This window comes from Streptomyces sp. NPDC029296 (assembly GCF_055569255.1).
In genome coordinates, this window is sequence record NZ_JBVHXT010000041.1 from 1 (window position 1) to 20,923 (window position 20,923).

Below are 20,923 nucleotides of genomic sequence, written 5' to 3' on the forward strand. Positions count from 1 at the left end.
GTGGGTTGGGTGCGCCCCCCCCCTCTCCCTCCCCCCCCCCCCCCCCGCCCCCCCCCCCCCCCCCCCCCCCCCCCCCCCCCCCCCCCCCCCCCCCCCCCCCCCCCCCCCCCGCGGGTCAGGCGGTGGGGTCCTTCGGCCGCACCGTCTCCTGCTCGAAGCGCGCGTGGAAGCGGCGGGTGTGGTCCACGTGGCGTTCCGGGCCGGTGAGGGTCACCGTCGCGGTCAGGCGGGCGTCGGTGCTGGACGCCGCCAGGCGCAGGTGCAGTTCGCCCGGTTCGATCACCCTGCGGCCGTCGCGGCCGGTGAAGGAGGCCAGGTCGGCCGGCACGGTGACCCGCACCCGGCGGGCCTCCCCCGCGGCGAGCCGCACCCGGGTGTAGCCGACGAGCCGCTGCACCGGCTGGACGACGGAGGCGACCGGGTCGTGCAGATACAGCTGGACCACTTCGGTGCCGTCCCGCTCCCCCGTGTTGCGCACGGTGAAGGCGAGGGAGAACTCGCCTGCGGTGTCCGCCTCCGCCCGGTCGACGGTCAGCCCGTCCCAGTCGAACGACGTGTAGGACAGGCCGTGTCCGAACGCGAAGGCCGCCGTGGGGTCGATGCTGGAGACGTCGCTGGCCTGGGCGAGCCGTGCGCCGAGGTAGGTGGCGGGCTGGCCGCCGGTGTCCCGGGGCACGCTGACCGGCAGCCGTCCGGACGGGTTGGTCCGGCCGCTGAGCACGCCGGCGATGGCCGTGGTGCCCTCCACCCCGGGGAAGAAGGACTGCACGAGCGCGGCGGCCTCCATCGCGGCCCGGCCGAGGGCGTAGGGCCGCCCGGCGAGCAGGACCGCCACCACGGGCGTGCCGGTGTCGAGCAGCGCGTCGAGCAGCCGCTGCTGGGCTCCGGGCAGTGCCAGGGACTCCGCGTCGCAGCCCTCGCCGCTGGTGCCCCGGCCGAACAGGCCCGCGCGGTCGCCGAGGGCCACCACGACGACGTCGGCCCGGCGGGCCGCGTCCACGGCCTCGGCGATGCCGAAGATGTCGCCGTCGTCGACGCCGGTGCCCTGCACGACGGTGAGTTCCGTCTCGGGGAACTCCCGTCCGAGGGTCTCCTCCAGGGTGGGCAGGTCGATGCCCGCCGGGGTCCCGGGGTGGTGCACGCCGACGTGCTGGGGGAAGGAGTAGCAGCCCAGCACGGCCGTGGGAGCGGTGGCGTTGGGGCCGACCAGGGCGATGTGGCGGGGCCGGGCGAGGGGCAGGGTGCCGTCGTTGGTGAGCAGGACGACGGCTTCCTCCGCGACGGACCGGGCCAGTTCCCGGTTCTCGGCGCTGTCCAGGTCGACGGTGCCGCGCAGGGTGCCCGCCTCGTCCAGGTCGGCTCCGCGCAGCGCGGCCGGGACCGGGTCCCAGCCGGCGTCGAGCAGGCCGAGCCGGGCCTTCTGGGTGAGCACCCGGTGCAGGGCCCGGTCGATCAGCGCCTCCGGCACCCGGCCGGCGGCGACGGCCTCGGCGAGAGGCGCGCCGAACGTCTTGACGGTGGGCAGTTCCACGTCGACGCCCGCGCGCAGGGCCGCCGCCGCGGCGTCCGCCCAGTTCCCGGCGATCCCGTGCAGGGTCTTGAGGAAGGCGATGCCGAAGTAGTCGGCGACGACCGTGCCCTCGAAGCCCCAGGTGTCGCGCAGCAGCCCGGTGAGGAGGTCCTCGTCGGCCGCCGAGGGGATGCCGTCGGTGTCGGTGTAGGCGTGCATGACGGAGTCGGCCCCGCCCTCGACGATGGCCATCTCGAACGGCGGCAGCAGGACGTCCGCGCGTTCGCGCGGGCCCATGCCGACGGGCGCGAGGTTGCGGCCGGCGCGGGAGGCGGAGTAGCCGACGAAGTGCTTCAGGGTGGCGACGACACCCGCCGAGCCCAGCCCCTGGACGTAGGCGGTGCCGATGCTGCCGACGAGGTAGGGGTCCTCTCCGATGGTCTCCTCGACGCGGCCCCAGCGGGCGTCGCGCACCACGTCCAGGACGGGCGCGAGGCCCTGGTGGACGCCGACGGAGCGCATGTCCCGGCCGATGGCGGCGGCCATCCGGCGGATCAGGTCGGGGTCGAAGGTGGCGCCCCAGGACAGCGGGACGGGATAGGCGGTGGCGCCCCAGGTGGCGAAGCCGGCCAGGCACTCCTCGTGCGCCAGCGCGGGGATGCCGAAGCGGTTCGCCGCGGTGATCCGGGTCTGGGTGCGCAGCAGGGACAGCGCGCCGAGCGCCGGGTCGACGGGCGCCGTGCCGAACGGGCGGGTCAACTGGCCCAGCCCGGCGGGCAGCAGGGCGTCGAGGTCGACGGCCTCCTCCATGTCGTGCTGGTGCGGGGCCACTTCGCCGCCCTCGTCGGACGCGCCGACCCACACGCCGTACAGCTGGGCGGTCTTCTCCTCCAGGGTCATCGCGTCGATCAGCGCGGACACGCGGGTGCCGACGTCCTGGGCCGGGTCGTTCCAGACGGGGACTTCGGGGGTGGTCTCTACGGCCACGTTGGCGGTCACTTTCCTCCCATGCCCATCAGACCCTGGACCAGGGCCCGGCGGGCGAACAGGTAGACGAGCAGGACGGGCACCATGGACAGCGTCACGGCTCCCAGCAGGCCGGGGATGTCGATCCCGTGTGCGGTCTGGAAGTTGTACAGACCCAGGGTGATCAGCTTGGTGTCCTCGGACTGGGTCAGGACCAGCGGGAACAGGAAGCCGTTCCAGGCCTGGAGCGCGGAGAACACCACGATCGTGGACAGTCCGCCGCGCGAGAGCGGCACGACGAGCTGGAAGAACATCCGCCTCGGGCTCGCCCCGTCCATGGTCATGGCCTCGAACAGCTCCGGGGAGATGTCCCGCATGGCCCCGCTGAGGATGAGCGCCGACATCGGCAGGCAGAACGCGGCGGTGGGCAGGATGACGCCCAGCAGGTTGTCGTACAGCCCCGCCTCGCTGATCAGGTAGAACATCGGCACGATCACGGCCTGGGCGGGGATGGCGAGGCCCAGCAGGAACAGCCGGAAGATCTGCGAGGTGACACGGGAGCGGCTGCGGACGATCGCGTAGGCGAGCGGTGGTACGAGCAGCAGCACCACGCCGACGACACACACGGTGACGATGATGGTGTTGAGGAAGTACCGGCCGAAGCCCGAGTCGAACGCCCCGGTGTAGTTGTCGAAGGTGAAGTGGCCGGGGAAGGACACGGGGCCCTTCGCGGCGTAGTCCTCCCGGGTCCGCAGGGTCGCGGCGAGCAACACGTACAGCGGCAGGCCGACGATGACGAGCCAGACGATCGAGCCGGCTCCGGCGAGGTAGTTGGGGCGGCGCCTCATGACACCCCTTCCATGTCGCTGCGCATCTTGTCGTAGCCGGAGACGCGGACCACGATCAGCGAGACGACGGTGGCGGCGACGACCAGGCACAGGGCGACGGCCGCGCCGGCTCCGAAGTCGAAGCTCTTGAAGGCCTTTTGGTACATGTAGTAGGCGCTGATGGTGGTGTCGGTGCCCGGTCCGCCCTGGGTGAGGATCAGCACGGTCTCGAAGGTGGTGAGGCCGCCGACGATCATCAGGATCATCGAGGTGACGATCGAGTTGCGCAGCTGCGGCAGGGTGATGTGGAAGAACTGGCGGAAGCGCCCGGCGCCGTCGATCTCCGCCGCCTGGTAGAGCACCGGCGGGATGGCCCGGGCGGCGCCCTGGTAGATGAGCGTGTGGAACGGGGTGTACTGCCAGGTGCTGACGAAGGCGAGGACACCGATGGCGGTCGACTGTTCGCCGAACAGGTTGCCGTCACCGAACAGCCAGGTCATGCGCGCGGGAATGCCGAAGTTCGGGTCGAGCAGCGCCCGCCAGAGCACCGACACGGCGGTGGCGGACAGCAGCAGCGGGATGAAGTAGACCGCCGACAGGACGGCGCGGTTGCGCTGGTGTCCGGCGGCCCAGACGCCGAGCACGATGCTCAGCGGGGTCTGGAGGACCACGCCGAGGGCCGTGAGCAGCAGGGTGAGCCAGATGCTGCGGATCATCACCGGGTCGTCGAGGATCCGGTTCCAGTTGTCCGTGCCGACGAACCGGGGTGATCCCAGGCCGTCCCAGCTCATGAAGGACAGCACCGCGACCATGATCAGTGGTGCGATGGCGAAGAGGGTGAAGAAGAGGGTGGCGGGCAGCGCCCAGAGGAAGCCGGGGCGGGTGCCGTGGGCGACGTAGGAGCCCTCCGTCCGCCGCCGGGCCTTACGGGGGGCCTCGGCGGTGGGCGGGGCGCTCGTGAGCTGTGTGGTCATGAGCGGTTCATTCGGTCGGAAGGGCCTGCATGGCCTTGATGAAGCCGTCCGTGTCCAGCTGTCCGTTGAAGAACTGCTGTACGGCCTGGTGGATGGCGGTGCTGGCGGTCTGCGGGTAGGCCTGGTCCCAGGACAGCTGGAAGGACTTGGCCTTGGCCACCAGGTCGTACTGGAAGCGGGAGTAGTCGGGGCTCGCGGACTTGTCCAGGAACTGCGGGGTGTTGGTGGTGGTGGGCAGGTTGCCGATGGACAGCTGGGCCTTGACGAACTCGTCGGAGTACATGAGCTTCAGGAACTCGGCGACGGCCTCGGGGTGCTTGGTCTTCTTCAGCACCGAGTAGAAGTTGTTGGTGTTGCCGACGACGTTCGACGGGTCGCCCTTGCCGCCGGGGATCGTCGGGAAGGTGCCGTAGCCCAGGCCCTTGGCGGCGAAGTCCTTGGCGTCCGTCTGCTGCTGCGAGTAGTACCAGGAGCCCATCAGCTCGAAGCCGGCCTTGCCCTGGGCGACCAGAGCGGGCGAGGAGCCGTTGGTGTACTTCACCGAGTCGTAGTTCTTGCCGAAGGCGCCGGTGTCGACCAGTTCCTTGAGCATGCCGAGCGCCTTCTTGCTGTCCGGGCTCGCCCAGGCGTCCTTGTCGCCGCCGAGGGCCTTCTCGAACAGCCCCGGCCCGGCGACCCGGTCGTAGACGTACTCGAACCACATCAGCGTCGGCCACTGGTCGCCGCCGCCGAGGGCGACGGGGGTGACACCGGAGGACTTCAGCTTCCGTACGGCGTCGAGCAGTTGGTCCCAGGTCTCGGGCTGCTTCACGCCCGCCTTGGCGAGCACGTCCTTGTTGCTGAACAGCAGCACCGGCTGGGTGCCGCGCATCGGGATGCCGTAGGGCTTTCCGTCCACGACGGCGCTGTTGTAGACCGTGGGCAGGAACTTGTCGTCGAGGTTGGGATCCTTCTTGATGAAGTCGTCCAGCGGCATCAGCAGCCCCGCCTTGACGAACGGCTTGATGCTGCCGCCGCCCCAGTGGAAGAAGACGTCCGGCGCCTGGGGTGTGCTGATGATGGTCTGCAGCTTCTGCTGGTAGTCGGCACCGGGGATGGTGTCGAGGACCGCCTTGACCTTCGAGGTCTTGTTGAAGGTATCGACGATCTGCTTCTCGATCTTGTTGCCGGAGTCCCCGTAGACGAGCACGTGGATCTTGCCGTCGTTGGAGGAACCCCCGCCGCTTCCGCTGCCGCACGCCGCGAGGCTCGCCGCCAGAGCGAGGGTCGCGCCGCAGGCGACCAGTCTGGGCATCCGTGTACGCATGGTCATCCGCCTTCCGAAAGTTTCGGTAACAGAGCCGAAAGTCCTGCGGCTGGACAGTAGGAGGCGGAAGAAGAAATGGTCAACGGTCGTGCACTTACGCGGCCAAACCGTTACCCGGCATCGTGCCCTATGCTGCGACCATGCGTGAAGAAGCCCAGGTCGGTCGGAGAGTCACCCTGGCAGCCGTGGCCAGGGAGGCCGGCGTCTCGCTTCCGACAGTTTCGAAGGTGCTCAACGGTCGTTCGGATGTGTCTCCCACGACCCGGGCCAAGGTGGAGCGCCTGCTGGAGGTGCACGGCTACCGTCGGCGGGCGGCGGGAGCGCCGCAGGCGCCGCTCATCGAGATCGTCTTCCACGAGCTGGAGAGCGTGTGGGCGATGGAACTCATCCGCGGGGTCGAGAACGTCGCCAAGCAGAACGACGCGACCGTGGCGCTCACCGAGAGCGGCACCCGGCAGGCGCCCGGCCCGGAGTGGATCGGGGGCGTCCTGCGCCGCCGGCCGCTCGGCGTCCTGCTGGTCTTCTCGACGGTCCCGGAGGACGTGAAACGCCAACTGCGCTCCCGGGCCATCCCGTTCGTCATCGTGGACCCGGCGGGCGATCCGGACCCCGACGTGCCGTCCGTCGGCTCGGCCAACTGGGCCGGGGGCATGGCCGCGACGCGCCACCTGACCGACCAGGGCCACGAACGCGTCGCCATCATCACCGGCCCCGAGGACCTGATGTGCTCGCTGGCCCGGCTCGACGGATACCGCTCGGCCATGGCGATGGCGGGGCACGAACCGGACCCGGCGCTGGTGCGGTTCGGCGACTTCCACGTCCAGGGCGGCTTCGCACACGCCATGGACCTGCTGCGCCGCCCCGACCGCCCGACGGCGATCTTCGCCGGCAGCGACCTCCAGGCCCTCGGCGTGCTGGAGGCGGCCCGGGTCCTCGGGCTGAGCGTCCCCGGCCAGCTGTCGGTGGTGGGCTACGACGACGTTCCCCCGGCCCGCTGGTCGAGCCCGCCCCTCACGACCGTCCAGCAACCGCTCCAGCGCATGGCCGAGGAAGCGGCCCGCATGCTCCTGCGTCCCACGGACGCCCGGAAGTCGGCGTTGCGCATCGAACTGGCCACCCACCTGGTGATCCGCCGGAGCACGGCTCCGCCTGAGGGGAGGTGACGGGGGATCAGGATGCGGGACCTGTCCCGACGGCGGGCCCGGGGCGGGGGCCGGACGAGGCGAGGGGGAAGGGCCGCGCGAGGGCGGCGGCACCGCTCTGCCGGGGACCGCGATACCGGTCCACCACCACCGCCGCCGTCCTCGGCGGCAGGGGGTCGACCGACGCGCACGCGATCGCCGGACCGGGGGGGATTTCGTACTGATCAGTCCATAACCTAACCCCGAAGTGCCCACGTCCCGGCGGAGTTCCGCCGAGGGAGCTTCGTCGAGGGCGGGGGCCGCCGACGGCAACCGGTACGGCGCCCGCGCCGGTGACGACCCGGGGCGTCTTCTGTGCCGGCCATTCCATCATCGAGACCCGAAGGGGCCACACCCCACGGGCGCCGGCCGACGCGCCGCGCGGAGCGGCACCGAACGGCCGGCGCCCGGGCAGGCGCACGCGCCGCGATGTCCCGCCCGCCCGGAGGGCGCCGCGCTCCTCCGCCCCTCGCGTCGGAGCGCCGGTCTCCTCCCTTACTCGGCGGACCGCGGCCGTGCCCGGCCCGTCAGCTCCGACTGGAGCGCGCGGTACGCCGGCTTGGGGCGGTAGGCCTCGTCGAACAGGTTGGCCGCGCCCTCGCCGGGGAACGTGTCGGGCACCCAGGAGTACTTGTCGGTGAAGCCCCACACGGTGAACGAGATGCAGTGCCGGGCGCGCAGACAGGCGTCGAGCAGGCGGCGGTAGCCCTCGGCCTGGGTGGCCAGCTTGCCGTCGTCGGCCGGCGTCTCCATGCGGACGTCCGCCTCCGTGACGGCGGTCGCCAGCCCGAGCTTGTCGAACCGGGCGAAGTTGGCCGCCATGTCGGTGGGCAGGCCGTACTGGATGCCGAGGTGCCCCTGGAACCCGACCCCGTCGATGGGCACGCCCTGGGCCCGCAGGCGGCTCACCAGGCCGTACACGGCGTCGCTCTTCGGGCCGGTCCACTCGGTGTTGTAGTCGTTGTAGAACAGCAGCGCGTGCGGGTCGGCCTCGTGGGCCCAGCGGAAGGCGTCGGCGATGTAGCCGGGCCCCAGCTCGCGCAGCCAGATGCTGTCCCGCAGGGTGCCGTCCTCGTTGAACGCCTCGTTGACCACGTCCCATTGCCAGACCCGTCCCTTGAAGTGCCGGACGGTGTCGGTGATGTGCCGGTGCAGGATGTCCCGCAGCTCGTCCGCGCTGAAGTCGCCCGACGTCAGCCAGGACGGCAACTGGTTGTGCCAGACCAGGACATGGCCGCGGACCTTCTGGCCGTGCCGGTGCGCGAAGTCGACGAGCCGGTCGGCGGCGGCGTAGTCGCGCTCGCCCCGGCGGGGCTCGATCGCCTCCCACTTCATCACGTTCTCCGGGGTGACGGTGGAGAACTCGGAACCGGCGAGCCGGCGGTAGGCGGCGTCGTCGGCGAGCGCGGACATGTCCACCGCGGTGCCGATCCGCAGGTGGTCGTCGGCGGCGAGCTGCCGCAGCGGGCGGTCCGCCGCGGCGGGGCCGCCCGCCGCGTCCGCCGGGCCGGCGGTGGCGAGCGGAAGCAGGGCCAGGCAGCAGGCCGCGGCGGCGGCCGCGGTGATACGGGGGAGATTCACGAGTCCTCCTGGAAAGCATTCGAAACTTTCGCTTCACAAAGCGAGCGTTGCGTCACGCTAAACAGCCGCCCCTACCCCGTCAACCGTCATGACATCGAATACAGCACCGCACTTCACAAGGCTTGCGAAAGTTTCGGCTAGACCTCCCGTAAACGCACGCCAAGTTTCGATGAAGTTTCGGAAACAGACGGATTGACCTCCGTTTCGGCCGGGCCGCATACTCTCCAGCAATCGAGCCCGCCTCCGGCAGGGACGGCCCCCGCCGCGGCACATGGCAAGGACATGCCAATCATGCGCGGCACCCGGCCACGGCAGCCCGCACGCCCGGCACCCGCACCGCCGCACCCGCCGCCCCGGGCCCCGCTCATCCGTCCTCACAGGAGGAAGCATGGACATGGACAACGCCCTCTCCCGCCCGATGAGCCGCAGGGGCTTCATCGGCCGCGCCGGTGCCCTGGCGGTGGCCACCTCCGCCTCCGGGCTGCTGCTGCCCGGCACCGCCGACGCCGCCACCGTCATCACCACCAACCAGACCGGCACCAACAACGGCTTCTACTACTCCTTCTGGACCGACGGCGGCGGCGCGGTCTCGATGACCCTCAACTCCGGCGGCAACTACAGCACCTCGTGGACGAACTGCGGCAACTTCGTCGCGGGCAAGGGCTGGAGCACCGGCGGGCGCAGGACCGTCACCTACTCGGGCAGCTTCAGCCCGTCCGGCAACGGCTACCTGGCCCTGTACGGCTGGACCTCGAACCCGCTGGTGGAGTACTACATCGTCGACAACTGGGGCACCTACCGGCCCACCGGAACGTACAAGGGCACGGTCACCAGCGACGGCGGCACGTACGACATCTACCAGACGACGCGGTACAACGCCCCCTCCGTGGAAGGCACCAAGACCTTCAACCAGTACTGGAGCGTCCGCCAGTCCAAGCGGACCGGCGGCACCATCACCACCGGCAACCACTTCGACGCCTGGTCCCGCGTCGGCATGCCCCTCGGCAGCTTCAAGTACTACATGATCCTCGCCACCGAGGGCTACCAGAGCAGCGGCAACTCCAATATCACGGTGAACGGCTGACCGGCCCCGCCTTCCGTCCGCCCGACCCGCCCACCCCCGCCCACGGTTCCGCACGACCCGAGGAGGACCCACCCGCATGCGCGCCGCACCCCGCTCCCTGCTGACCGGACTGGCCGTCGCCGCGACGGCCCTGGCCGGCACCGCCACCACCGCCGCCGAGGCCGCACCGGCACAGGCCGCCGCCTGCTCCGGCTACGTCGGGCTCACCTTCGACGACGGCCCCTCCAACGACCACACCCCGGCCCTGCTCAACGCCCTGCGGCAGAACGGCCTGCGGGCCACCATGTTCAACGAGGGCCAGTTCGCCGCCGCCTACCCGGCCCAGGTACGGGCCGAGGTGAGCGCCGGCATGTGGGTCGGCAACCACAGCTACACCCACCCGCACCTGACCCAGCTGAGCCAGGCCCAGATCGACTCCGAGATCTCCCGCAGCCAGCAGGCGATCGCGGCGGCCGGCGGCGGCACACCGCAGCTGTTCCGCCCGCCGTACGGGGAGACCAACGCCACCGTCCAGGCGGTGGAGGCCAAGTACGGCCTGCGGCAGATCATCTGGGACGTCGACTCGCAGGACTGGAACGGCGCGAGCACCGACGCGATCGTGCAGGCCGTCTCCCGGCTGGGCAACGGCCAGATCATCCTGATGCACGAGTGGCCCGCCAACACCCTCGCCGCCATCCCGCGCATCGCCCAGACGCTGGCGAGCAAGGGCCTGTGCGCCGGCCGCATCTCCCCCCAGACGGGCCGCGCCGTGGCCCCCTGACCGAAGGGCGCCCCTTCCCCGCGACGGGTGACCCGCCAGGGGTGGCCCCGGTTTTCCCCGGGGCCACCCCTGCCCCACACCCGGTACCCGCCGAGCCGATGTCAGTGGCGTACGTCAGCATGCTGGGCAAGCAACCGACGACCGCCTTGACGGAGGACCCCCCAGTGACCGGCCAGGAACCCGAGACCGTGCTGCCCGCCGACTTCCTTCTCACCGCGATGGCCGGCCGGGGCCCGGACGACCCCGTGGTGCGGCTGGCGGCGCGACAGGTCCGGTCGGCCTCGCCTCGGCACGACCGCCCGGCCCTGGCCGAGGCGCTGTTGACGGGCCCCCACGCCGGGGAGGCGCCGCTGTGGCTCCTGGAGGCGGCCGTGGCGGCGGGCCTGGAGACCGTCACGGAGCCCTTCCCTTCCGGCTCCCGGCCTCACCTGGTCACGCTCGCGCTCGGTCATCCGTCGTGCCCCGCGGCCCTGCGGGACCAGACCCTGAAGGGATGCGATGCGCCGCGGTTGGCCCGGCTCGGGACCCCGCGCGTCGCCGAGCGGCTCGCCCGGGCGCTCGCCGGGGAACTGCGTGCCCGCGGCGGCACACCGCCTCCCATGACTCCCGAACTGCTGGAGGAACCGACCACGGCCCAGATCGTCCTCGGGCAGGGCCCGCTGCACGGCCTCGTGTTCGCCGCGGCCCGCGACACGCTCCCCACGGCCCCCGACCCCGACCGGCCGGACGTCGAGGGCGACGTCACGAAGTGGCTGGAGCGGCACAGACGCGCGTACGCCGCGTGGGAGAGCATGTGGCGCCGGATACTGGAGCGGCACCCGGAGCGGCACCGCGAGCTCGTGGAGTGGGCCGCCGGCACCGACGCCGAGCACACGATCCGCAACGAGTTGCTCGGCGGCCTGCCCTGGGCGGTCGAGCCGGACCTCCTCACCGAGCTGGCCACGGCCGACCTGGGGCGTTTCCCGTTCCAGCTGCTGCTGGCCCGGGCCTCCCGTATGCGCCGCGAGGGTGCGGGCGAGCAGCGGGTCCTGGATCACTTCGCCGCGGAGGTGTCCGCCCTGACGGAGGGGGAAGAGTTCCGCTTCCGTCACTTCGCGGGCCGTACGAGCACCACATCGCTGAACATGGGATGCCGTGCCCCCGTCACCTGGGTGCGGCACACCGCGTCCGGTACCTGGCGTCATCTGCTCGACCCGGCGCGGGCCAAGGACGGGTACCGCCGGGCCGAGTGGCGGGCCCCCGCCGATACGCTGGCCGGCCTGGCGGTGCGGTTCGCCGAGACGGCTGCCCGCGCCCTTCCCTTCTGGGAGCCCGAGGACCGCTACACGGCCATCGCGCCGGACGAGGTGGCCTGGGTACGCGACATGGTGCTGCACCTGCCGGCGCTCACCGAGGACGTCAAGGCCGGGGTGCGCCCGATCGTCAGGGACGCGCGCGACCGGCTGGACCGCCGGCATCCCGGCCTGGAGCCGCGCTACGACCAGCGCCGCGAGACCGAGGAGATCCTCGGCACGATCGAGCGCGTCCTCGCCGACCCGCCGCCGGTCCCCGGCCCGGGCCGCCGCCGGGCCGCGCTCGGCGCCCCGGGCGAGGTGACGGTGCGCGAACTGGCGGGCGTCGGGGTGCGGACGCTGGGCGAGTACCTGGACCGGCACCCCGGCGACGACTCCCTCGTGGAGAAGGCCCTCCTGTCCTGCGCCGTGAGCGGCAGCCGGTCCGACGACGACTTCGAGGCCGTACTGCGCCGGCACGGTGTCCCGGACACGGTGCTGCTGCGGCTCACCGAGGGCCTGCGCGCACGCCTCGGCGGCGCCCCGTCGTGGCGCGAGGCCTGGACCCGCCTCGTCCTGGCCAGAGCGGACACCGGGCCGGACCTGGTGCGGGCCCTGCCGGCCTGGTCGGCGCTGCACGCCCGGGGCGGCCGGCACGGGAGCGCCCATCCGTCGGTGGTCGCCGCGGTACGCGAGGCCCTCGGAACCGCTCAGGACGCGTGGGACCGGTTCTCCACCTGCCCGGCCACCCACTCCGGTCCGACGGCCTGGCTGCGCCTGGGAGACCTGCTGGACGCGGCCCGCACGGGAACGGCCTGGCCGAAGCCGCCGGGCAGCCGCTGAACGGCACGGCCGACCAGCGCGCCGGAACAGGGCCCGGCCAGGACGCGGCCCGGGGTGAGGGCGGCCGGGGACGTCGCCTCGGCCGTGTTCGCCGGTGACCGCGAGAGCGGTGTCCCGGTCCCGTCCCAGGGCTCACACCCAGCCCAGGCGAACGGCCTTCACCGCCAGTTCGAAGCGGCTGGACGCGTCGAGGCGGGCCGTCAGGTCGGCCACCATGCGGCGTTCCGTGCGCACCGAAATGCCGAGGGCGCGGGCCACCGTCTCGTCCTTGCAGCCGTCGGCGAGCAACCGCAGCACGGCCCGCTCCTGGGCCGTCGGCCCCGCCGACGGCGTGTCCGGCGGCTCGGTCCCGAACGGCTCGGCGTCCTTCCAGTAAGCCTCGAACAGGGCGTGCAGGGCGCGTACCACGGGGGCGCTCCTCAGCAGCAGCGCGGTGGGCCGGCCGGCCCGGGACTCGCCCGGTATCACCGCGGCCTCGTCGTCCACGATCAGCAACCGCATCGGCAGGGTGGGCGCCAGTCGGATGTCGCCGCCCAGCTCCCTGACCCAGCGCACGTACCGCGTGGTCACCCGGTCGGTGGTGATGCTCTGGAGGTAGACCGTACGGAACCGCACGCCCCGCAGCATGGCCTGCTCGTTCAGCGGCCGGCTCGCCTCCAGGGCCTCGGTCGGCAGGGCACCGCCCGGCTGGAAGGACAGCACCTCGCGGGTGCACCGGCCGGCCAGTGATTCCAGGCGGGTGCGGATCTCGTCCATTCCGCGCAGCACCTCGACGGCGTCCGCGGGCCGGTCGGCGCACTCGCCGGCCGCCGCGTACTCCGTGGCGAGCAACCGCAGGGCCGTACGGGTCTGCGCGAGCCGTTCCTGCCGCAGCAGCAGTTCCTGCTGCTCGCGCTGGAGCATCAGCTCCAGGCCGAGGTCGGGACTGACGGCGCGGATCAGTTCGGGCCGGTCCTTGGAAGGGCGCAGCAGGGCCAGCTCGGTCAGCCGGTCGAAAGCGGCCTGCACCCGCCGGCCGCACATGCCGAGGATCCCGGCGAGCGCCGCCCGGTCGCACTCCCGGTGCAACAGCACCGCCCGGTACACCGCCAGCGCGTCCGCGTCGAGCGCCGTCCCCTCGTCCCCCCAGGTCACGGTGTGGCATCCCCTTCCCCCAGTCTGCTCCGCACTCGTGCCCGCGCGGGAGCGTGGGCCGTTCGCTTGACGTCCGCCGCGGGTGTCCTCACCCTGGTATCCGGCGCCGGATACGCGGCCGGCCCGCGGGCGGCCCGGCCCCGGCCGCATGGTCGGCTCCATGACACCGCCCAGGGCTCAACAGTTGGCGAACGCCGACGCGTTGACCAGTCAGGTTTGCGTCATACCGGCCTTCCCCACGCCCTTGCGCCATGTTCGCCGCGGTTCGCCGCGGTCGTGTCGCACGGGCCGGTGCCTCCCGCGCCGGCAAGCCGCCCCGCCGCGCGCGGCCGTTCGGCGCCGTGCCCCGCTGGCAGAAAGCTGCCTGGCAACCGACTGCCGCCCGGGCTGCCTTCCGGGGTGCGACGGGCGGTGCTCTGCTTGCCTGCGACGCCGGAGCCGCTCGGGCCCCGGCACGGTGCCCCGTCCAAGGAGCCCTCATGCGTGTGCCCGGTGCTTCCCTCTCTCACCGCCGTTCCTGTCGCCGTACCGCGCTCGCCGCCCTGGTGGTGCTCGGTGGAGCCGCCCTGCTGCCGGGCCCCGCCCGCGCCCCGCTCGACGTGTTCCCGCGGTCCGCGACCGTGGCAACGAGCGCCGTTCAGGCCCAGGAACAGGACTTCACCTGGCCGACGCCGCCGAACCCCGGGCCCGCCGCGGCGTCCGCGCGGTCCGTCCGTGCCTGACGCTCCCCTGCTCGGCGCGGCCCCGGTCGCGCTGATCGTCGACGGCGACACCCCCGTGGGCAGGCTCGTCTGCCGGCGGCTGGCGGCGACGGGTACCACGCTCGCCGTGGCCGGGCGGTCGGCGCGCCGCTGCGCGCTGCTCTGCCGGCACCTGCACGACCGGTACGGCAACCGGGCCCTGCCCTACCTGGTCCTCCCGGACGCCCCCGCCAGTCTGCGGCGCGTGCTGACCGAAGTGACCGGCGAACTGGGCGGCGTCGACGTGGTGGTGGATCTCGCGTACGCCCCCGGAACGGCCCACCCGCTCGGTGCCGCGCTGCGCGCGCTGCCGACGGACCGCCGCCGCAGGGTCGTCCTGGTGGCGCGGCCCGGCGCGGCCCCCGCCGGCCCCCCGGACGAACGGCTGCCCGCGGACACCAATGTGGTGTCCCCCGGCCCGGGTGCGTCGGCACGCCGGGTGGCCGCGGTGGTGCTGATGCTGCTGGGCCCGGACGCGGCGGGCCTGCACGGCCGGCACATCGAGGTGACGGGCTGCGCCGAGCCCGCCCCCGGATACGGCCACGAGCCCGGGCGCCACGACGGTGACGAGACCGGTGACCACGGCGGTGACGAGAGCGGGGACCAGGACGCTGACGAGGGGGGCCGCGCGGACGCCGCCCGGGCCGGCCCCACCGGTGCCGAGGACATGCGCGGCGGCCGGGACGGCGACGCCCGCTGAGGCGGCGCGCCTCCCCGCCCCCTTTCGCGGGATCCGCACCGCGCCCCGGCCCCTCGGCCCGGCAGGAACCCACCAGCCCGACCCACCGAAACACCTCCCTCTGGAAGAAGGACCGGAATGGAGTTCTCGGCGTGCCCGCATGCCCTCCCGCACCTGTCCGGCGTCCCGTCCCACCCCGGAGTCCTCGGCTACCGCGGGTTCCGGCTCGCCGCCGCCGACGCGTGCCGGCGCCTGGATCCCCCGGCGGACGCCGTGATCCTGACCCTGATCACCGAGGGTGAACTGCGCGTCGGCGAACCGCCGCACCACCAGGCACCGTTCGTCGCCCGGCGGGCGAGCGTCCGCGGACTGCGCACCCGCGGACTGCACTTCGAGCACCGTACGGCGGTGACGGGCGTCGAGGTGGCCCTGGCGCCGTGGGCCGCCTTCCGGCTGTTCGGCTTACCCCTGCGGCGCCTCTCGCACTGTGTCGTCGAGCTGGACCCGCTGCTGCCCGCCGGCCGCTGCGCCGCCCTGCTGCGCGCACTCGGTGCGGCGGACGACTGGGCCGAACGGTTCCGCCTGCTCGACACAGAACTCGGCGCCCTGCTCGCCCGCGGCCCCGCGCCCGCCGTACCCGTGGCCCGGGCCTGGCGCTCTCTGACCCAGGCCGCGGCGGCCCCGTCCGTCGCCGAGCTGGCCCGTGAAGTGGGGCTGTCCCAGAGCCAGTTGGTACGACGCTTCCTGGAGCAGGTCGGGGTCACCCCGAAGGCCGCCGCGCGCATCGTGCGGCTGCGCCGGACGCTCGGCCTGATGGCAGGCGGCTGCTCGGCCGCGGACGCGGCGCTGCGGACCGGCTACTGCGACCAGGCGCACTTCAGCCGCGAGTTCAAGGCGATGACCGGAATCTCGCCCCGGTGCTTCCATCTCCGCGCGCACGCCTCCGGGGTCACCGGCCCGGGTCGAATGCCCGTGCGCCCGGCGGAAGTTGCCGAATTTCTCCAAGACCGCGCAGTGACTCCGCTGGGATAGTTGTTCCACGAGCCGGACACGCGGCAGGAATACGCGCGAGAAACCGGTTCCGGAACACAAGCACCACCAAAGGAAGCAAGTACCGCCAAAGAAAAGGAGGAGCGTCATGCTCAAGAAGATCGAAGCGCTCGGCAGCGGTCTGCTCGGCCTGTTCGTGCCCAGGGTCGAGGCCGCCGCGGGTTCGGCCGCGTGCCAGTCGTGGTCCGCCTGCTGGCAGTGCAACAAGGCGTACGGCGGCGCGTGCAGCTACAACGCGCCCTGCTCCACCTGCAACAACGGTGCCTCGTACAGCTGCTTCTGCTGACGCCCGCTCTTTCGATCCGCTCGATCGTGCGGCCGGCGCGGTGCACCACCGCCGCGCCGGCCGGCACGGAGAGGAACGCACGGTGCATTACGTGGTCCTGGCCGTCCAAAGCCTCTTCGTCGTGGTTTTCGTGGTCTCGTCGGCCGGGAAATTGAAAAGCCGGGGATCCGTCCGTGAATTCACCGACTCCTTGCGCCGGTTGGGTATTCTTCCGGCGTCGGCGGCAGGGCCGGCCGCCTTTTGCGTGCTGGCCGCCGAGGTGGCCGTCTGGACCCTGCTCGTCATTCCCGCGCCCGTCACCCGTACGGTCGGCCTCGGCGTCGCGGCGGGGCTGCTCACCGTGTTCGCCGCCGGCATCGCCCTGTCCCTGCGGCGCGGTGCGCAGGTGCCCTGCCGCTGTTTCGGCGCCTCCACGACGCCGCTCGGCCCCTGGCACGTCGTCCGCAATCTGCTGCTCGCCGGTATCGCGGCCCTGGCGGCCGTGCTGCCCGCGCAGAGCCCGGTGCGGCCCGGCGGCCTGGTCGTGGCGGTGTGCGCGGGACTGCTGCTCGGCGCGCTGGTCGCGCTCTTCGACGACCTCGTGGCCCTGTTCCGTCCCGTCCCGGCACCGCCACGCCCGGCTTCCGCCGCCCTGCCCCACCCCCCGGTCCCCCGCCCCCGCCGTCCTCAAGGAGAAGCACGATGGCATTCGTGATCGCGGCCCTGGCCCTCGTCGGGCTGCTCTGTCTGCTCGATCTGACCCTGACCCTCGGTGTGATCAAGCGCCTGCGCGAGCACACCGCGCTGCTCACCGACCTCAACGGCGGACCCGCCTCGATCAAACAGGGCGAGGAGGTGGGCGAGTTCACCGCGGCCACCGTCGACGGCGAGGCCCTGACCCGGGCCGAGCTCTCCGACGAGACCCTGGTCGCCTTCTTCTCGCCGACCTGCGGGCCGTGCCAGGAGAAGATGCCGAAATTCGTGGAGTACGTGAGCGCGCTGCCCGGCGGCCGGGACCGCGCCGTCGCCGTCGTGGTGGGCAAGCCGGAGGAGAGTGCCGGATTCGTCGACGCCCTCAGCCCCGTCGCCCGCGTGGTCCGCGAGACCCCGGACGGCGTGCTCGGGGCCGCGTTCAAGGCCCGGTCCTACCCGCTGGTGCTCGCGGTCGGCGCGGACCGTGAGGGACGGGTCGTGGTCCGCCGCGACCAGGTGGCGCTGGACCGGGCCGCGGTCGCCGCATGACCACCGCGACCAGCCCCGTCGGCCGCCGCCTCGCCGCCGCGGCCTCGCTCGCCCGGCGGGCCGCGCCCGGCACGCTCGGCCTGCATCTGGCGCTCACCCTGCTGGCGGCCTGCCTGCCGGTGGCCGCCACCTGGTTGACGAAGCTGCTGCTCGACGGGCTGGTCGGCACGGCCGCCACGGGACATCTGCTCGCTCTGGGCACCGCCCTGGCGCTGACCGGGATGGCGGCCGGGGCGCAGCCCCAGGTGACCCAGTACCTGCGCGCCGAACTCGACCGGAGGATCGGCCTGCTGGCGCAGGACGAACTGTTCCGGGCGGTGGAGGGTTTCACGGGCCTGCGCCGGTTCGAGGACCCCGCCTTCCTCGACCGGCTGCGCCTCGCCCAGCGCCCGGGCGGCTCCCCGTACGCGAACCAGGCCCTCGACGGTCTGCTCGGCGCGGTGCGCGCCACCGTGACCGTGGTGGGCTTCCTCGGCTCGCTGCTGGTGCTCAGCCCGCCGATGGCGGCCGTGGTCCTGTGCGCCGGGGCGCCCACGCTGCTCGCCCAGGTGCTGCTGTCCCGGCGCCGGGCCCGGATGCTGTGGGACCTCGGGCCGGTGGAACGCCGGGAGATGTTCTACGGCGACCTGCTGTCCACCGTCGAGGCCGCCAAGGAGATCCGGCTCTTCGGCACCGGCCGGTTCTTCCGCGAGCGGATGGCCCGGGAGAAGCGCACGGCCAACGCGGCCAAGCGGTCCCTGGACCGCAGGGAGGTCGGCACCCAGGGCCTGCTCGTGCTGCTCGCCGCGACGGTGTCCGGCGGCGGCCTGCTGTGGGCCGTCGCCGCCGCGCGGTCCGGCGCCCTCACGCCCGGCGACGTGACGGTCTTCGTGGCGGCGGTCGCCGGGGTGCAGGGCGCCCTGGCGTCCCTGGCCGCCGAGGCCGCCACCGCGCACCAGGCGCTGCTGCTGCTCGACCACCATGTGGCGGTCACCTCGGCCGGCCCCGACCTGGTGCGGGCGCGCGGAGCGGTGCCGCCGCTGCGGACGGGCATCGAACTGCGGGACGTGTGGTTCCGCTACTCGCCGGACCACCCCTGGGTCCTGCGCGGCGTGAACCTGCGCATCCCGCACGGCACGGCGCTGGCCCTGGTGGGCCTCAACGGCGCGGGGAAATCCACTCTCGTGAAGCTGCTGTGCCGGTTCTACGACCCGACCGAGGGGGCGGTCCTCTGGGACGGCGTGGACCTGCGCGAGCTGGACGTGGTCCGGCTGCGCGAACGGATCGGCGCGGTCTTCCAGGACTACATGCACTACGACCTGACGGCGCACGAGAACATCGCCCTCGGCGACCTGGCCGTGCTCGACGACGAGGACCGGGTACAGGCCGCCGCGGGCCGCGCCGGAATCCACGACCGTCTCGCCCGACTGCCCTACGGCTACCGGACGTTGCTGTCCCGCATGTTCTTCATGGACACGGAGAAGGACGATCCGGCCAGCGGCGTGCTGCTGTCCGGCGGCGAGTGGCAGCGGGTGGCGCTCGCCCGCGCGTTCCTGCGTGACGCCCGTGACCTGATGATCCTGGACGAGCCGTCGGCCGGTCTCGACGCCGAGGCCGAGCACGAGGTCCACACCTCGCTGCGCCGCGCCCGGCGGGGCCGCACCAGCCTGCTGATCTCCCACCGCCTGGGCGCGGTGCGGGAGGCGGACCGGATCGTGGTCCTCGCCCGGGGCCGTGTCGTGGAGCAGGGCGCGCACGCCGCGCTGCTCGCCCAAGGCGGCGCGTACGCCCGGCTGTTCGGGCTGCAGGCCCAGGGCTACCGCGGCGCGGCCGACGACACCGCCGCGCTCACCGGAGGCGGAGCGTGAACCGCGCCGTACTCGCCCTCGCCCTCGGCGGCCTCGCCGCGGCGGCGCTGTCCGCCGCGGCCCGCCGGGCGCGCCGGACCCTGGTGTCCGTGACCGTGCGCGGCCGGAGCATGGAACCGACGTACCGCGACGGCGACCGGGTCCTGGTGCGGCGCGGCGGTCCGCTCGCCCGGGGCCAGGTGGTCGTGGTGGAGCGCCTGCCGTTCGAGGCGCGGCGATCCGCGCCGCCCGGGCAGCCGGGTCCGGGCCCCACCTGGCTGATCAAGCGGGTGGCGGCGGTGCCGGGCGACCCGGTCCCCCGCGCCCTCGGCCCGGCACTGGCGGCGGCCCCGGAGGACCTGGTGCCCCGGGGAAGGCTCGTCCTGCTCGGCGACAACCCGGACGTCAGCCAGGACTCGCGCCGCATGGGCTTCTTCCCCGCCGACGCCGTCCTCGGAGTGGTCGTACGGTCTCGTTGAGCGGCCCGCGGCGACCCCGTGGGCCGCGCCCGCGCGGCCGGTTCAGTCCACCAGGCCGAGGCGGACGGCGGCCACTCCCGCCTCGAACCGGCTGGAGGTGCCGAGTTTCCCCATGATCCGGCGCATCAGACGGCGCAGGGTGCGGTCCGAGCAGTCCAGCCGGCGGGCGATGGTGTCGTCCTTGGCGCCGGTGGCCAGCAGCGCCAGCACCTCACGTTCGAGCGCGGACAGTTCGGGATCGGTGGGTCCCGGCCCGGCGGAGGACTCGGTGTGCGGCCGGGCCAGTTCCCAGGCGTGCAGGAAGACCCGGGCGAAGCACTGCGCGACGGGCCTGCTGTGCAGGATGACGTCCCCGCCCTCGCCCCGGGGGCCGGCTCCCACCCCGATGACGACGACCGCGCGGTCCATGACGTTCATGTGCAGCGGCACCGTCGCCGCGACCCGCACCTCGGCCCCGGCGTCGATCAGCGCGTGCAGGTAGCGGGCCGGCGCGGCCGAGCGCAACGCCTGCTGGGAGGTCAGCACGCGCATGCGGACGCCGTCGGCCGCCATCTCCAGGTCCCGTACGAGGCTCGCGTCGAGGACGCGTGCGCCGGGGAAGGTGTTGCGCATCGCCAGGAACTCCTCCCGGCCGAGGGCGTCGAGTTCCTCCAGCCGCTGCCGGGTGCGCTCGCGGTCGGTGAAGAACTCCGTCTCCACGGTTTCCCGGGTGCCGGGCCGGGGGGCCGCCAGCAGGGACAGGACGTCGTCCAGTGCCCGGGCGTCCCGGCCGAGGCCCTCGGCCGTCTCCCGCAGCCTGCGCCGGTGCTCCGAGACGACGTGCCGCAGGGCGCGCTCCGGGGGGCTGAGCCGTGCCCCGCCCGGGTCCAGGAGCCGCCGCTCCGCCAGCCACCGCGCCAGTTCGGCGGACAGGCCCCGCAGTTCCTCCTGTTCGGCGGCGTGCCGGGCGCCCGAGGTCTCGATCCGCTCCACCATGGCCAGGTAGGCCTCCTTCGCCTCGGAGTCCGTCGGCCGCCGACCCCGCGAAGGGTTCTCCCGCGCACGCATGCGCGCACGATACGGGCGGCTCGCACCGGAGACCAGAGCGGCCACCCGGACCCGGTCGCGCCGACGGCAGGCGGGCGGGGGCGCACGCCCGGCGACGGGTCCGGCCGGGAGCACACGCCCGGCGACGGAGCCGGCCGCGAGCGAACGCGCCGACAGCG

Annotated in this window: 18 protein-coding genes and 1 pseudogene; 12 read left to right on the forward strand and 7 right to left on the reverse strand. The window is 73.2% G+C overall.

The annotated features are described in order from the left end of the window. Positions 1-115: 115 nt before the first annotated feature. Genes ACZ4W9_RS30675 through ACZ4W9_RS30690 form a run of 4 tightly spaced genes read right to left on the reverse strand, consistent with a single transcriptional unit; the run spans position 116 to position 5,589 of the window. Positions 116-2,509: a beta-xylosidase/alpha-l-arabinosidase gene (locus ACZ4W9_RS30675; RefSeq protein WP_467941237.1), complete on the reverse strand. Its 2,394-nt coding sequence runs from the start codon at positions 2,507-2,509 to the stop codon at positions 116-118. After that, positions 2,506-3,324 (reverse strand): carbohydrate ABC transporter permease, encoded by an 819-nt coding sequence (locus ACZ4W9_RS30680; RefSeq protein WP_467941238.1) that lies wholly within the window; start codon positions 3,322-3,324, stop codon positions 2,506-2,508. Before ACZ4W9_RS30680 ends, ACZ4W9_RS30675 begins: the two co-directional genes overlap by 4 nt. Further along, a complete protein-coding gene (locus ACZ4W9_RS30685) occupies positions 3,321-4,277 on the reverse strand; it encodes a carbohydrate ABC transporter permease (RefSeq protein WP_467941240.1) in 957 nt (318 codons plus the stop codon). The genes ACZ4W9_RS30680 and ACZ4W9_RS30685 overlap by 4 nt, the downstream gene beginning before the upstream one ends. Positions 4,278-4,284: 7 nt before the next feature. Continuing rightward, positions 4,285-5,589, reverse strand: a complete 1,305-nt coding sequence (locus ACZ4W9_RS30690) for an ABC transporter substrate-binding protein (protein ID WP_467941241.1) — start codon at positions 5,587-5,589, stop codon at positions 4,285-4,287. Between the two features lie 134 nt (positions 5,590-5,723). On the opposite strand from ACZ4W9_RS30690, the gene ACZ4W9_RS30695 reads away from it, so the two are divergent. Further along, positions 5,724-6,746, forward strand: coding sequence for a LacI family DNA-binding transcriptional regulator (locus ACZ4W9_RS30695; protein WP_467941243.1), 1,023 nt, complete (start codon positions 5,724-5,726; stop codon positions 6,744-6,746). Between the two features lie 513 nt (positions 6,747-7,259). Here ACZ4W9_RS30695 and ACZ4W9_RS30700 read toward each other — a convergent pair. After that, on the reverse strand, positions 7,260-8,345 hold the full coding sequence (locus ACZ4W9_RS30700; RefSeq protein ID WP_467941244.1) for an endo-1,4-beta-xylanase: 1,086 nt from the start codon (positions 8,343-8,345) through the stop codon (positions 7,260-7,262). Positions 8,346-8,733: 388 nt separating this feature from the next. On the opposite strand from ACZ4W9_RS30700, the gene ACZ4W9_RS30705 reads away from it, so the two are divergent. From ACZ4W9_RS30705 to ACZ4W9_RS30715, 3 genes and pseudogenes are all read left to right on the forward strand, one after another. Further along, positions 8,734-9,429 (forward strand): glycoside hydrolase family 11 protein, encoded by a 696-nt coding sequence (locus ACZ4W9_RS30705; protein WP_467941245.1) that lies wholly within the window; start codon positions 8,734-8,736, stop codon positions 9,427-9,429. Between the two features lie 76 nt (positions 9,430-9,505). Next, positions 9,506-10,186, forward strand: a pseudogene (locus tag ACZ4W9_RS30710) (polysaccharide deacetylase family protein); the annotation flags it as partial. Between the two features lie 167 nt (positions 10,187-10,353). Then, complete coding sequence (locus ACZ4W9_RS30715) at positions 10,354-12,303, forward strand: hypothetical protein (RefSeq protein WP_467941247.1); 1,950 nt, start codon at positions 10,354-10,356, stop codon at positions 12,301-12,303. Between the two features lie 132 nt (positions 12,304-12,435). Here the strand turns inward: ACZ4W9_RS30715 and ACZ4W9_RS30720 are convergent, their stop codons facing one another. Continuing rightward, positions 12,436-13,437: a helix-turn-helix transcriptional regulator gene (locus ACZ4W9_RS30720; protein WP_467941248.1), complete on the reverse strand. Its 1,002-nt coding sequence runs from the start codon at positions 13,435-13,437 to the stop codon at positions 12,436-12,438. A gap of 479 nt (positions 13,438-13,916) precedes the next feature. Here ACZ4W9_RS30720 and ACZ4W9_RS30725 point away from each other — a divergent pair, with 479 nt between their 5' ends. From ACZ4W9_RS30725 to ACZ4W9_RS30760, 8 genes are all read left to right on the forward strand, one after another. Further along, entirely contained in the window at positions 13,917-14,159 is a 243-nt protein-coding gene (locus ACZ4W9_RS30725) for a hypothetical protein (RefSeq protein WP_467941249.1), read from the forward strand. Continuing rightward, positions 14,152-14,877 (forward strand): Rossmann-fold NAD(P)-binding domain-containing protein, encoded by a 726-nt coding sequence (locus ACZ4W9_RS30730; RefSeq protein ID WP_467941250.1) that lies wholly within the window; start codon positions 14,152-14,154, stop codon positions 14,875-14,877. Before ACZ4W9_RS30725 ends, ACZ4W9_RS30730 begins: the two co-directional genes overlap by 8 nt. A gap of 117 nt (positions 14,878-14,994) precedes the next feature. After that, entirely contained in the window at positions 14,995-15,888 is an 894-nt protein-coding gene (locus tag ACZ4W9_RS30735; protein ID WP_467941253.1) for a helix-turn-helix domain-containing protein, read from the forward strand. Positions 15,889-15,994: 106 nt separating this feature from the next. Continuing rightward, a complete protein-coding gene (locus ACZ4W9_RS30740; protein ID WP_467941255.1) occupies positions 15,995-16,192 on the forward strand; it encodes a hypothetical protein in 198 nt (65 codons plus the stop codon). 91 nt (positions 16,193-16,283) lie between these two features. Then, positions 16,284-16,886 (forward strand): MauE/DoxX family redox-associated membrane protein, encoded by a 603-nt coding sequence (locus tag ACZ4W9_RS30745; protein ID WP_467941347.1) that lies wholly within the window; start codon positions 16,284-16,286, stop codon positions 16,884-16,886. Beyond that, positions 16,874-17,413: a TlpA family protein disulfide reductase gene (locus ACZ4W9_RS30750; RefSeq protein ID WP_467941256.1), complete on the forward strand. Its 540-nt coding sequence runs from the start codon at positions 16,874-16,876 to the stop codon at positions 17,411-17,413. Before ACZ4W9_RS30745 ends, ACZ4W9_RS30750 begins: the two co-directional genes overlap by 13 nt. Further along, positions 17,410-19,260, forward strand: coding sequence for an ABC transporter ATP-binding protein (locus ACZ4W9_RS30755; protein ID WP_467941257.1), 1,851 nt, complete (start codon positions 17,410-17,412; stop codon positions 19,258-19,260). The genes ACZ4W9_RS30750 and ACZ4W9_RS30755 overlap by 4 nt, the downstream gene beginning before the upstream one ends. Further along, positions 19,257-19,718, forward strand: a complete 462-nt coding sequence (locus ACZ4W9_RS30760; protein ID WP_467941259.1) for a S26 family signal peptidase — start codon at positions 19,257-19,259, stop codon at positions 19,716-19,718. Before ACZ4W9_RS30755 ends, ACZ4W9_RS30760 begins: the two co-directional genes overlap by 4 nt. A gap of 42 nt (positions 19,719-19,760) precedes the next feature. On the opposite strand, the gene ACZ4W9_RS30765 is transcribed toward ACZ4W9_RS30760, so the two are convergent. Next, positions 19,761-20,923, reverse strand: a 1,163-nt coding sequence (locus ACZ4W9_RS30765; RefSeq protein ID WP_467941260.1) for a helix-turn-helix transcriptional regulator, incomplete at its 5' end; no start/stop codon positions are given.